Source organism: Novosphingobium sp. KCTC 2891 (assembly GCF_025938155.1).
Lineage (GTDB): Bacteria > Pseudomonadota > Alphaproteobacteria > Sphingomonadales > Sphingomonadaceae > Novosphingobium.
The window spans coordinates 1-13,103 of the sequence record NZ_JAPCZG010000014.1; the positions used below are offsets into that span (position 1 = coordinate 1).

The 13,103-nt window shown below is 65.5% G+C and carries 11 protein-coding genes; 1 reads left to right on the forward strand and 10 read right to left on the reverse strand.

Annotation, left to right across the window (positions count from 1 at the left end):
- Positions 1-271: 271 nt before the first annotated feature.
- Positions 272-700 carry a DDE-type integrase/transposase/recombinase gene (locus OLX02_RS18185; protein ID WP_319641262.1) on the reverse strand — a complete coding sequence of 143 codons (429 nt, stop codon included), beginning with the start codon at positions 698-700 and terminating at the stop codon, positions 272-274.
- Between the two features lie 1,257 nt (positions 701-1,957).
- On the opposite strand from OLX02_RS18185, the gene OLX02_RS18190 reads away from it, so the two are divergent.
- Positions 1,958-2,101 (forward strand): SMR family transporter, encoded by a 144-nt coding sequence (locus OLX02_RS18190; RefSeq protein WP_264425113.1) that lies wholly within the window; start codon positions 1,958-1,960, stop codon positions 2,099-2,101.
- Between the two features lie 43 nt (positions 2,102-2,144).
- Here OLX02_RS18190 and OLX02_RS18195 read toward each other — a convergent pair whose 3' ends face one another.
- The 9 genes from OLX02_RS18195 to OLX02_RS18235 form a co-directional block, all read right to left on the reverse strand.
- A complete protein-coding gene (locus tag OLX02_RS18195; RefSeq protein ID WP_264425115.1) occupies positions 2,145-3,125 on the reverse strand; it encodes an NAD(P)H-dependent flavin oxidoreductase in 981 nt (326 codons plus the stop codon).
- Positions 3,126-3,138: 13 nt separating this feature from the next.
- Positions 3,139-4,344 carry an acyl-CoA dehydrogenase family protein gene (locus OLX02_RS18200; protein WP_264425117.1) on the reverse strand — a complete coding sequence of 402 codons (1,206 nt, stop codon included), beginning with the start codon at positions 4,342-4,344 and terminating at the stop codon, positions 3,139-3,141.
- Positions 4,341-5,435, reverse strand: coding sequence for an acyl-CoA dehydrogenase family protein (locus OLX02_RS18205; protein WP_264425119.1), 1,095 nt, complete (start codon positions 5,433-5,435; stop codon positions 4,341-4,343). Before OLX02_RS18205 ends, OLX02_RS18200 begins: the two co-directional genes overlap by 4 nt.
- A gap of 54 nt (positions 5,436-5,489) precedes the next feature.
- Positions 5,490-7,106: an AMP-binding protein gene (locus tag OLX02_RS18210; RefSeq protein WP_264425121.1), complete on the reverse strand. Its 1,617-nt coding sequence runs from the start codon at positions 7,104-7,106 to the stop codon at positions 5,490-5,492.
- Positions 7,107-7,134: 28 nt separating this feature from the next.
- Complete coding sequence (locus tag OLX02_RS18215; protein ID WP_264425124.1) at positions 7,135-9,339, reverse strand: CoA transferase; 2,205 nt, start codon at positions 9,337-9,339, stop codon at positions 7,135-7,137.
- Between the two features lie 15 nt (positions 9,340-9,354).
- A complete protein-coding gene (locus OLX02_RS18220; protein WP_264425126.1) occupies positions 9,355-9,795 on the reverse strand; it encodes a Zn-ribbon domain-containing OB-fold protein in 441 nt (146 codons plus the stop codon).
- Positions 9,796-9,797: 2 nt separating this feature from the next.
- Positions 9,798-11,015 carry a thiolase C-terminal domain-containing protein gene (locus OLX02_RS18225; RefSeq protein WP_264425128.1) on the reverse strand — a complete coding sequence of 406 codons (1,218 nt, stop codon included), beginning with the start codon at positions 11,013-11,015 and terminating at the stop codon, positions 9,798-9,800.
- A gap of 112 nt (positions 11,016-11,127) precedes the next feature.
- Entirely contained in the window at positions 11,128-12,348 is a 1,221-nt protein-coding gene (locus tag OLX02_RS18230) for an alpha/beta fold hydrolase (RefSeq protein ID WP_264425129.1), read from the reverse strand.
- Positions 12,345-13,046 carry a FadR/GntR family transcriptional regulator gene (locus tag OLX02_RS18235; RefSeq protein ID WP_264425132.1) on the reverse strand — a complete coding sequence of 234 codons (702 nt, stop codon included), beginning with the start codon at positions 13,044-13,046 and terminating at the stop codon, positions 12,345-12,347. The genes OLX02_RS18230 and OLX02_RS18235 overlap by 4 nt, the downstream gene beginning before the upstream one ends.
- Positions 13,047-13,103: the final 57 nt, after the last annotated feature.

Sequence of the window (13,103 nt, forward strand, 5' to 3'; positions counted from 1 at the left end):
TGCCCGTGTTCAACACCGGCCCCGGCATCGAGACGCTGCGCGCCAACTGCGAAGCGGAAACCGGCCTGCCAGCGCCCCTGCAACCCCAATGGCCGCACCTCGAAGCGGCGGAGTGAGACGTGACTGTCAGTCGGCTCCAATCGGGACGACCCGCCTTGCAACGAATCATGCGGTTCATGCTGGGAGCAGGTGTAGCGCTGCTAGCGGCGGAGGTGTTAGTCTGATGCGAAGCGCCCTCCGTGGCAAAACAGGCCCTTCCCCGCACCCGATCTTAGCCCATGAGGTTCTGCACTTGGCCACGGCGGCTGAGCGGCGAAGCTTGTAAGTGTGGCGCTCGACGAGGTGGCGTTCCTGGGAAAAGTGGTTGTGGATCGAGGCGTGCAGGGAGGCGAATTCTCGGCCAGGTTGTTGGCGTGTCGGCCAACCTCGCGGCGGGCCTCGTTGCCCAATTCCCGCATGGCACAATGGCCTCGGCCCGACCGTGGCGCTTCAAAGCCTTGCGCATGAACCGCAGTGCCGCAGCCTTGTCGCGCTTCCTGGTCACGTAGGATTCCAGGACTTCGTCCTCCTGATCAACGGCGCGCCAGAGGTAATACATCTCGCCGTTGAACTTCACGTAAACCTCGTCGAGGTGCCACTTCCAGTGCCGAAAGCCACACATCCGGCTCACGCGCTGGCGTCGGATGTCGGCAGCAAACATCGGTCCGAACCGGTTCCACCACAGCCGACAGTCTCATGGCAGATATCGATACCGCGCTCGAACAGCAGCTCCTCCACGTTCCGCAGGCTTAGTGGAAAGCGCCCATACATCATCACGACGAGACGGATCACCTAGGGCGAGGAGTGGAAATGCCGGAACGGTGAGGCCGCTTTGCAGGGGGGCCCATGCCTGAGCCTACCCTTTCCCGCGCCCCCGCCACCAGAGTGCAGCCCTTTTGACACCGCCTCCGTGCGTGGGGGAAGAGTTGGCGCGAAACCGCGCATTTACGGACAGACACTGACAAGGCAGCGTCAACCTGCAGACGTCAACCAACCCGGAGGAACAGCACCGACCTGAACTGTGCGCACACGCTCACTAGGAGACGCAATCGCAGGGAACGCCAACCCTACCAATTTCGATTCTCCACTGCTGGCGGCACCCGGCATCAGCGCCAGCGCGCTCTCCAAGTCCGGAACCGTGGTATAGTTCCAGCAAGCCAATCCACATATTTACGCGGGCTTGCGAAGGTCCCTAGGAGGACCGGAGAGAAGTTTGTCTGGGGCGACTGGCGGAGAGGGTGACATCAGAAAAGCAAACCTAATATATTGAGTATAAATGATTTTATTTTCGCTAGGCCGTATCTTCCCCACAATGATCCCCACAGTACCATCCGCAGCGCATCGGACAAATGCGGATCTATGCACGAAAGTGAATTCTTGCGGCCTCGGCTCGCCCCCTTCTTCACTGTCAGCAATTGCTGCCTTGCCAGAAGGTGGTGCGTCTCGCGCGTCAACGGCAGCGACCACAAGCCACCGTCCAAGCATCTCTTCGTGGTCGTTCCCGGTGGGAGGATGCACGCCCCGTACGGCACATGATCGCCAGCGGCGCAGCTGATCTCCTCGCGGTTTTCGACCTGACCCTTGGCGATCCCAGATTGTGGAATACCGAGCGGTTCAACGATGTAGGCTTGCCGATGGGGCTTTGCTGCGCTGATCCACGCAGGATGGGACGATGCCGCCGCCGCCACAGCGTGCGCGGAGCGGATCGCCGCCCTGTCCGGTGGCTTCGTCCTGTGCCGCTCACAGGACCGCTTCGCGATGGTGGAAAGCGAACGTCCGACTTCCCTAGGCCTGCGCGACCCTCCTGCCATCCAGACGATCATGGACGCCGGCGCGCTCAACCAGCTGGACCCAGCCGTAGTAGCGCTACCATTTCCTGTGCGAGGTTGGGCACCCGCGCAGTGGCACAGCAGCAATGATGAATGGCTGGGTCTGGCTCAGCTTCGCAATTGCGGCCGAAGTACTCGCGACGAGCACGCTGAAGGCGAACACCGGATTCGTGCGACCTTCTTTGCTGGCCGTGACCGTCCTCGGCTACGTCGCGGCCTTCTCCTCGTCCTGACCGGGATAGTGCTTCCGCGCTTTCCGGTCGTGCGATAAGGACGTCAGGAGAGCATCCCTGACAACCTTTCGCGGATGATCGCCTCGGCTTCAGCGACGATCCGGTCGAGCAGCACTTGGCAGGTCGGAAGGTCGTGGATTAGGCCCTGTACCATACCCGCCCAGAATACGCCGCGCGACAGGTCGCCGGTCTGGAGCATCTCGCGCCCCGCGACGCCGGACACCAGCTCCCTGACCGCTTCGAACTTCGCCCCCGGCTCGGCGAGGCGTCGCGCTACTTCTTCGGACACCGCGCTGCGCCCCACGCGCGCGGTGTTCTTGAGGCTGCGGAAGATCAGCACGCTACCGCGCTCGTCGTTGTCGAGATAGGCCTGCTTGATGTTTGGATGGATCGGCGCCTCGACCGTGGCGCAGAACCGCGTGCCCATGTTGATCCCGTCGGCGCCCAGCGCGAGCGCTGCGGCAAGCCCCCGCCCGTCGCCGAACCCGCCGCTCGCCAGCATCGGGATCTTCACCATAACGGCAGCGGCGGGGATCAGGATGAGGCCGGGAATGTCGTCCTCTCCCGGATGGCCGGCGCATTCGAACCCGTCGATCGAGATCACGTCGACGCCCGCTTTCTCGGCCGAGATGGCATGGCGCACCGCAGTGCACTTATGCAGGATCTTGATGCCGTGGGGGCGCAGTTGCTCCCAGATCTCGCGCACGGCGGGCGTGCCTGCGGTCTCTACCACCTTGATTCCGGCGTCGATGATCGCCTGGGCATAGGCCTTGTAATCGGGCGAATTGATCGTCGGGAAGACGGTAAGGTTCACCCCGAACGGTTTGGTCGTCATCGACCGGCAACGCTCGATTTCGTCGCGCAGGGCCTCGGGGCTGGGCTGGCTCAGCCCGGTGAGCATGCCAAGACCGCCGGCATTGGCGACGGCGCTGGCCATTTCGGCAAGTCCGACGCCCTGCATCCCGCCCTGGACGATCGGGTGCTCGATTTCGAGAAGCTCAGTAATGCGAGTCTTGATCGCCATGGTGCAATGCTCCTCAGGCCGGGATCTGGTTGAATGCGACACCCTTGTCTGGGCGGTGATCCTGCGGCAGCCCGAGGATCTTTTCGGCAATGGTGTTGAGCAGCATCTCGTCCGCCCCGCCCGCGATGCGGCCCGTTGGTGCGTTGATCCAGCTGCTGCCCCAGTCTTCCTTCTGCGAAGCCTCGGGATGGAAGCGGAAGCCGCGCTGGCCCTGCAGGTCGATTGCCAGTTCGGAAAGCTTCTGGCGGCTGCGCACCGAGACCAGCTTGTTGAGCGAGCCTTCCGGCCCCGGCTCCATCCCCGCCTGCAGCATCAGCATGGCACGCCCGGTGATCGAATCGAGGCCGGCGCGCATCGCATGGTTGCGCGCGATCGTGCTGCGCACCCGCGCATCCTTGAGCGCGGGGCGGCCATTGATCTCAAGGTCGCGCACAGTATCGACGAACAGATCCAGGTGCGGCCCGAACCCGGCGCTATCGGTCGCGGAATAGCGCTCGATCATCAGCGTGGCCATCGCCACCGAGAAGCCCGCGCCCACGCCCCCGATCCGCTGGCTGTCCTCCAGCCGGACATCGTCAAAGAACACCTCGTTGACGTGGGAATCGCCACCGGCCAGCTTGATCGGACGGACTTCGACGCCGGGCGTGCGCATGTCGACCCAGAAGTACGTCAGGCCCTTGTGCTTTTGCGCGGTCGGATCGTTGCGCGCCACGATCACGCCATAATCGCTGTACTGCGCCCAGCTGGTCCAGAGCTTCTGCCCGTTCAGCTTCCAGCCGTTGCCATCGCCTTCGGCGCGCGTGCGCAGACCTGCAAGGTCCGAGCCCCCGGCGGGCTCCGAGAACAGCTGGCACCAGATCTCCTCGCCGCGTAGCGCGCGGATCACGCGCTCGCGCACCCACGCCCGATCCTCGCAGAAACGGATCAGTATCGGTACCGGCATTCCCAACGAAATGGCGAAGTAGCCGGTGGGCATCCCGTAGGCCATTTCCTCGGTATCGAAGATCACCTTCTCGATGTGGGTCAGGCCCTGCCCGCCCATCTCGATCGGCCAATTGATGCCGGCAAATCCCGCGTCGAAGCGCGCGGCGAGATAGGCCCGCCCGAGTGCCAAATCCTGTTCTTCGGTCAGGCCCCGGCGCGCGGCGCGGCCATAGACAGGCGCGACGCTGGCGAGCCAGGCGTGGGCGCGCTCGCGAAATTGGTCCGGATTGCTCATGCCGCCACTCCCGTCAGGCGTTCGACCAGAAGGTCTTCCCAGAACAACATGTTGCCCTGTTCGATGGCCAGGCTGCGCGCGCGACGCATGTGCAGGTGCAAGCCCTGCTCCCACGTTACGCCGATGCCTCCATGGACCTGCACGCAGTCGCGCGCAGCGGTGTCGTAGGCATCGGTTGCCGAAATCCGTGCGTCGGCAGCTGCGATCAGGAAATCGGCTTGCCCCGCGCGTGCGGCGGCATGGATGCAGTTCGCCCGCGCGATCTCCACCAGTCCGTAGAGTTCGGCAATTCGGTGCTTGACCGACTGGAAGGCGCCGATCACCTGCCCGAAGGCGCGGCGGGTGTTGGCATAGTCGCGTGCGATGAACAGCAGCGCCTCGGCCCCGCCTACCTGTTCGTGCGCGGTAACCACCGCCATCCGCGCCAGCACGTCGAGCGCCAGTTCGCGTGCCTCCGCGCCCCGCGCGATCAGGCGGGCAGGAGTGGCTGCAAAGGTGATGTCGGCAATCAGGCGGGCGTTGTCGAAGCTGTCAACGGGGGTCCGGTCCGCCCCGGCCAGCTCAGCCAGAACCAGTGCCGGTTCGCCATCGGCCAGAGCCCAGACCAGCGCGATATCGGCCTTGAGCCCCCCGGTCACGCCGTCCTTGGCACCGTTCAAGATGCCATCTGCAAAAGTCACCGCAGGGGTCGCCGTGAGCGGACTGCTGCCTTCGCCGAACGCCACGGTTCCCAGCATGTCGCCCGCAGCGAGCCGGGGCAGCCACTGCGCTTGCAAAGCCGCATCATCGATCGCTGCAACGGCATGGGCCAGACCATGGCCAACGGCCAGGAAGGGCGCACCGGCTGTCGCGGCGCCGGTTGCCTGCGCCACTAGCCCCAATTCGGTCAACCCGAGCCCGAGCCCGCCGTGTTCCTCGGAGATAGCCAGCGCGGTCCAGCCCTGCTCGACCGCAGTATTCCAGAACATCTCGTCCCAAGCACCCACCCGCTCGAGCAAGCCAAGCAATCGGGCCTTGTTCGCGCGCGCATCAAGCACGCGGCGCGACTCAGTCGCGATCGCCTGCTGGCCTTCATCATATAGGATCGACATCAACGGCATCCCTGTCTCAAGTGCCGTCCGAGTTATATAACTAGGTAATATATTTCAAGGGGAAATCAGACGTCCCTCTGCGGCGAGCGAACGGCGCAATTCCGTCTTTTGTACCTTGCCGCTCGGCGTGCGCGGAAAGTCCTCGATCACCACCAGCAGCTCGGGGGTCTTCTGCCGGGCTACGCCAATGGCGCGGAACGCAGCGTCGATGGATCCGATCGTCACCTCGGCGCTCCCGTCGAGCGTCACCACCGCACAGATGCGTTCACCAAGCCGTGCATCGGGCGCGCCGATCGCGGCGGCCTCGCGCACGCCGGGCACGCTCAGCAGCAGTTCCTCGACCTCGCGCGAGGAGACGTTCTCGCCGCCGCGGATGATGATATCCTTCTTGCGGTCGGTGATCGCGAGAAAACCCTCGGCGTCGAGCTTGCCGATGTCCCCGGTCAGGAACCACCCGCCGTCAAGGAAGCTCACCGCATCGAGCGCAGTGTCGGTATAGCCAGCGAACCGCTCCGGGCCGCGCACCGCGACTTCGCCCTCGGTGCCCACCGATAAGCAGTGGCCGAAGTCATCGACGATCCGCACCTCGACGCCCGCATTGGGGCGGCCATCGGTGTTGAGCCGCTTGTCGAGCGGATCGTCGGGATCGCATTGCGAGACCGTCGGCAGTTCAGTCGAGCCGTAGCAACGGCAGCAGCGGATCCCCGCAGCCTCGCTCGCAGCGACCACCGCAGGCGGCACGGTGGTCGCCCCGATGATAAACTGGCGCACGCTGGCAATGTCGCGCCCGTCGCGCGCCGCCGCTTCCATCAAACCTGACAGATGGAACGGTGTGCCCGACATCTGCCGCACCTTGAATCGGTCAACCAGTTCGGCGGCAAGACCCGGATTCCACGCTTCGAGGATCACCGTCTGGCGCCCCAGCAGTGCATGCCCCAGCAGCCCGAGCGTGCCCGCGATATGCCCCGAAGGCCACGGCGAGAGCACGCAGTCCACGCCCGGATCGTCGCCGCTCTGCGCCACCAGTTCGGCCAGCAGGCTGCGCGAGGTGTGGCGTACGCCCTTGGGCGCGGCGGTCGTGCCTGAGGTGTAGAGCAGCAACGTGCAATCACCGGGATCGACGGTCAATGCAGGCCGCGTGCCCTGCGGCAAGGCATCATAGGCGAGCATGCCTTGCGGCACCCGCTCGCCCACTATGATCCGGTGCTGCAGCGCGGGCAGTTCGGGCAGCCGCGCCAACCGCTCGAGGTAGTCGATCGAGCGCCATGCATCGGGCACCAACAGCGCCTTCGCACCACTATCGCGGAGGATATGCGCCAATTCGTGCGGGCCATAGATGTGGATGATCGGCAGCAGTGTGCAGCCGAGCGCCGCCGCCGCCTGGAACACCACCGCATTGGTCAGGCTGTTGGGCAGTTGCATCGCGATGGTATCGCCCGCCCTGATCCCCAGTGCATGAAGCGACCCGGCCAGCCGCAAGCCCTCGGCATGGAGCATCGCCAGATCGCGCACCTGCTCTCTGCCTTCGGCATCGACCAGATGGAGCGGCGCTTGCGGTAACGTCGATGCTGCCAGCGCCATCGCTTCGCCCAGCGAGACGTCCCGCCACAGCCCTGCGGCGCGCCACGCCGCCGCGCAGCTGTCGGGCATCGTGCTCAGCGCCTGTGCCATGCCGCCCGTCCTTTCAGCCCATGCCACCTCAGCCGATGATCTTGCGCGCGCGGTAGTCGGCAATCTCGTCGACGGTGAAGCCCATCTCCTGCATGATCTGATCGGTATGCTGGCCGATCATCGGGCAGGCGCGCTCGATCGCCAACTCCGTATCGCCGAAATCCCACATCTCGCCCGGCTGCTCGATCTCACCATAGAGCGGCTGCGTAACGACCGAGACAAGACCCAACTCGCGGTTGAGCGGATCATCGAAGAAGCGGTTCATGGCATCCTCGAACGTCACCGCATCGGCCGGAACCCCTGCCATCTCCAACGCCGCCAGCAGGTCCTGTGCGGGCATCGCCCGCGCCGCCGCCTCGAACCCTGCCTCGTCCTCGCCCAGCACCAACCGCACCCCCGCGCGCTCTTCAGGCGCATGGGCGGCCAGCGCAATCCAGTTGTCGTCACTGCCCTGGTAGATCCGGTGATACGGTCCAAACCCGGTCTGGTCGCTGGTCAGGTGGCAGGTCTCTGTCAGGCTGCCATCGGCCCGGATCAGCACCTCGCCCTGGCAGAACGCCGATATCCCCAACATCGAGGTGTGGATACCATAACCCCGGTCGCCCGCGCGCCGCGCATAGACCGCCGCCATCGTCGCAACGAGGCAACTGTGTGCCGAGAGGATGTCCATCGTGCCGGGGCGGTTGAACACCGGGCGATTGCCCTCACCGGCGTTCTCGAACTCCCACCCGGCGAGCGCGTTGAAGATCGAATCATAGCCCGGCCAATTGCCTTGGTGCCCGCGCTGGCCATAGGCGCTGACATAGGAGAACGCGATGTCGGGATTATAGCGGCGCACGCCCGCTTCGCTCAGTCCCAGTTTGTCCGCGCCCTTGGGCCGCATGTTGTGGTGCAGCGCCTCGGCCCATTTCACCAGCCGTTCCAGAATCGGCTGGGCTTCGGGCTGCGTAAGGTCGAGTGCGATCGACCGCTTCGAGCGCGCCGCGCACTGGTAATACCGGTGCATGAAGCGCAGCCGGTCACCGGTCAGCGCCTCGACCTTGATCACGTCCGCGCCCATGTCGCCCATCAGCGAAGGCCCCATCGGTCCTGCCAGGAACATGCCGAGGTCGAGCACGCGCACGCCTTGGAGCGGATGCGCGGGTTGCGCGCCCGCGCCCACCGGCGCCGCTGTGCCCGCCCAGCCTTCGCTGCCGCGCTCGCCGAGCCGCGGCGCCGGGTGCCCGGTCTTGAGCGGCGCATCGGTGTGGAATGGTGTGTTCGGCTGGATCGTGCGGCCCATGTCCGGATCGTCGATCTCAACCACGAAGCCCTGCAACGCCGCCTCGGGATGCCGCAAAACACCCCCCAGCGACTCGGCCGGTTCTACCGCGACATCGAGCGCGCGCAAGTCCGCCAGCCACGCCTCCAACGGACGCTGCCTGAACGCTTCGATCACGCCTGCCGGGGTATCGATCTCGAACCCTTCGGCCATGACCTCCCACATCGTCGGCAGCGATGCGAAGTCGAACTGCTGCGTCGGGTCCATCATCTGCAACCAGCGCCCGTCCTGACACTGGAATAGCTGGATCGCGGTCGGACGCGCGGCCAAAGGGTACGTGACGGGATTGGGCATCGGCCCTGCCGAATTGCGCGCCCAGACCATCGGGAGCTTCGACAGGAAGCCCTGCAGCAAAGAAGTATGCGCCGCGCCGCCATTACCCGATTGCAGCCGCATCACCAGCCGCGCGAGAATACCCGCAGCCGCGAGATGCGCCGCAGCCCAACTGCCCGCGCGATAGCGATAGACGATCGGCCCTGCCCGGTGTCCGTCGTTCTCGTAAAGCACGCCCAGCCGGGCCGCGACAAGCAGCTCGTCGTCCGAGCGCTCGACGTCCGGATGGCGTTGCGGGCTACCGGTGATCGCACAGGCGACCAACCGCGGGAAGCGCTGCGCCAGTCGCGCATCGTCGAGTCCGCGCAGCCTCGCCCGGGCCGGCGAGAACTGGTGCAGCACCACGTCCGCACCCGCCAGCACGGCGTCGAGTTCATCGCGTCCCTCATGGGTGTCAAGATCAAGCACGAGGCTGCGCTTGGCGCGGTTCCAGTTGGCGAACGGCGCGGTGCCCCGTGCCGGATCGCCGCCGGGACGCTCGATCTTGAGCACGTCGGCGCCAAGCTCGCACAGCAGCAACCCTGCCACCTGCACCGCCATGCCCTCACCGATCTCGACGATGCGCAACTGGTTAAGCATTTCAGGCGCGCTCCTTCAGGCCTTGCGGAAGTTGGGAAGGACCCAGCCGTCCTGGATCTCGGTCCATTCGACCGCGACCTTCATGCCGATATGCACGTCCTCGGCATTGCAGCCGGTGACATTGGCGTTGAGCCGCGCGCCCGGCGCGCCATCAAGGTCGACGACGATCGGCACGTAGATGTACTCTTCACCGTTCGCCGGGTTCTTGTTGCACACGACATAACTGAACACCGTGCCCGTGCCCGGAAGCTCGGGCCACAAGACGTCCGTGCTCGAACATTCGGGGCAATAGGGCGACGGCGGCATGCGGAAGTGCCCGCAAGCGCCGCACTGGCACGCGGTCAGCCGGTGCGCCTTGGCCGCTTCCCAGAAAGGCTCCGTGTTGGGATTGGTAGTGATGCGAATCTGCTCCCCCGGCAGCAACTTGGCCGGGCCGTACTTGGTGGGCTGGCTCATGGTCAGGCGCTCCTCAGGATCAGACTGGACACGGGCAACGAGGCAGGGCCGCCCGACACTAGCGCGAATTCCGCATCCTTGATCTGGTTGATCGCGGTGCCGCGCACTTGCTCGACGCCCTCGACGATGTGGGTCATGCCGATGATGTAGGCTTCGTTGAGATTGCCGCCGTGGGTGTTGACCGGCACGCCGCCGTTGACCCCACCCTGACTCGCCGCGTCATAGCGGATCTTGCCCGACAGCACGTAGTCGTTGCCTTCGCCCTTCTCGCAGAAACCGTAGTCCTCGAGCTGCATCAGCACCATCGGGCTGAAGTGGTCGTAGATCAGCGCCACGTCCATGTCGTGGGCCTTGAGGCCCGATTGTGCCCACACCCGATCGGCGGTGAACTTGTGCCCCGAACTGGCAAAGTGCGGATCGGGCATCCCCATCCAGGCAAAGGCCCTGCCCCATTCACGCTGACCGCCGTGCGCGCAGGCGTGAACGACGGCGGGCTTGTGGCGACAGTCCTTTGCGCGGTCCATCGTGGTGGTGATGACCGCGACCGCGCCATCGGTCTCGAGGCAGAAGTCGAGCCGCCGCAGCGGATCGGCCAGCATCACCGAGGCGTCGTATTCTTCCTTGCTCAGCGGCGCCTTGCGCACTGCCTTCGGCCGGTTGTGCGCATTGGCGCGAGTCGCCATGACGATCTCGCCGAAGGCATCCTGCGTCGTGCCATAAAGGTGCATGTGCCGCCGCGTCAGCATCGACATCAGGTGCCCCGGCCCGACCAGTCCCGACGGCTGGAGGAAGCTGTTTTCCGGGCTCGGGGCCGATGCGCCGAACACCACTCCCAGCCGATGCTGCGGCAATTGCTGCAGCGCCATCACCGTCACTGCATACTTGCAGTCTTCGTTGACCAGACCCGCCGTGGCCAGCCCGATCGCGCCGGGGCACCCGCCCCCGCCCGAGGTCAGCGTCGCCGAGAACGACACGTTGGGCATCCCCAGCGTTTCCATCAGCGAGGCGGTGTCGAACTTGTCGAGATAGCCCGCGCCCGCCGTCGAATAATAGGAAAAGCCGTCGATGTCCTTAATCGAGATGCCCGCATCGGCGCACGCTTTGAGGATGGCCTCGCCCGCCATGTCGTTGATCGTGCGCGGCCAGCTCTTGCCGCGGACGTAGTAGTCCGTGGCACCGACGCCGACGATCGCTGCCTTGTCTTGGTTGGCCCAGGCCATGTTCCGCCTCTCCTGCGAATCCGGTTGGATACTTATATAACTAGGTTTGATATGATTCGATGGAGCCGCTGTCCAGAGAATTGCGCACCCGCAGGTCCGCGCGGCTTTGCCCTCACGCCATGTGCAGGCGGCGGTACTTGCCCCGGAAATAGAGCAGCGGATCGCGGCGCGGCTCGAACTGCGCGCGCACAACTTCACCCACCAGCAGGAAGTGATCCCCCGCCTCGTGCACCGCATGTCGCCGACACTCGAACGAGCCGAGCGATCCGTCGAGCAGCGGCATCCCCGTCTCGCCGGACTGCCATGCGGTCGCGGCAAAGCGGTCTTCGCCCTTGCCCGCAAACCGGTTCGAGGCTGGCTGCTGGCTGGTCTGGAGCACGTTGACCGCGAAATGCTCCGCATCGCGCAGTATCGATGCCGAGCGGGCATTGTTGGCAAGGCACACCAACAGCAGCGGCGGATCGAGCGACACCGACGTGAAGCTGTTCGCCGTAAGCCCCACCGGCGTGCCATCTGCCGCCCGCGAGGTGACGATGGTGATGCCGGTGGCAAAGCAACCCATCGCATCGCGCAGCGTGCGCGCATCAGACCCGGCGCGGAATTCGGCGGCGGCGCGTGGCTGCTTGCGCTCGAGGAAATCCAGCAGGTGGGCGAGCATCGCCTCGGTGCGATCTGTCACGACCAGTAGGTCGGCGTCCTCAACCTCGACAATTTCGGCCTGCGGCAGCGCCGCGTCGAACTGGGCCGTTCCGTCCGCGCGCCGCACCCACGAGATCGCGCCGCGCAGCACCATGGTGGGTAGCGCAAGGCCCGGGGCAGATTCGAGCAGCCGGTCGCCGACATCGACCAGGTCCATAGCGCCGATCACGCGCGGATCCCACGCCGCGTGCTGTTGCGGCTGGACCTTCCGCAGCCGCTCGCCGATCTGGTGCGCGGTGGCCGGATCGCTGCGCACCGGCATATCGACCAGCACCAGCCCGGCCGCGAGGTTGGCGGCGTCGGTCGACAGCGCCAGCGCGGCGATCCAGCCGCCCAGCGTCGATGCCACCACCACGGGCCGCGACCCCATCTGCGCCAGCACCGAGCGCAAGTCCTCGACATAGGCGGCCATGTCATAGCGCCCGTCGGCAGGCCATTCGCTGCCACCGTGCCCCCGCAGGTCGAGGCTGAACACCCGCCGCCCCGCCTGCACCAGCGCATCGCTTACCGTCGCCCAAACCGCGCGCGTCTGGCCCGCGCCATGGACCAGCAGGATCGCCGGATCATGTTCGTCGCCCGCCACATCGGCTTCCAGCGCCACGCCGCCAAAGCCCTTGAATCCGACCACGCTCATGCGCTTTCTCCCTGCAATTGCTCGATCCAGCCCAGCACCGAGGCCGAGCGCCGCTTCATCATCACGCGCGCCACGTCGGCATCGCGCTCCAGTATCGCCTGGCACAGTTGCCGCTGCAGCCGCCGCGCCACCGCGCGATGATCGGCGTCGCGGTAGAGCCCGACCCGCTGCTCCTCCATCCCGAACGAAAAGCCGATCGCCATGACCAGTTCGATCGCCGGATTGCCGCTCATCCGGGCGATCAACGACACGAGGTCGCCCTCGGCCTTGATGATCGCGGCCGGTGTGTCGTTGTCCTCGATCCTGCCGACAAAGGCCTTGAGCTGGTCGCGCAGACCGGCATCCTCGCAACCGCAGGCGAGCGCCGACGCCTCCTCCGAAACCTGTCGGCTGACCAGAAGGATGTCTGCCAACGTCGCACCGCGCAACCGCAGGTAGCGGGCCAGCGTGCGAATTGCGTCCTGCGCATCGGGGCGCGTGGCATAGAAACCACCCCTGATCCCGCGGCGCACGCTGATCAGGCGATCGTTCTCGGCGATCTTGGCCGCCTGGCGCAGCGTCGGCCGGCTAACCCTGAGCTTCCCCAGCAATTCATCCTCGCCGCCGAGGAACGCGCCGTCTTCGGCATCCATGCTGAGCCGCGCGAGTTCGTGCGCGGTCCGCGCGACAAGTGTTTCGGATGGGACGGTTTGCCGCATATCTCTCCCCTTAGAGATACCTTTTTATAGCTTACAGAGCAAACTGTCCAGCCAGAC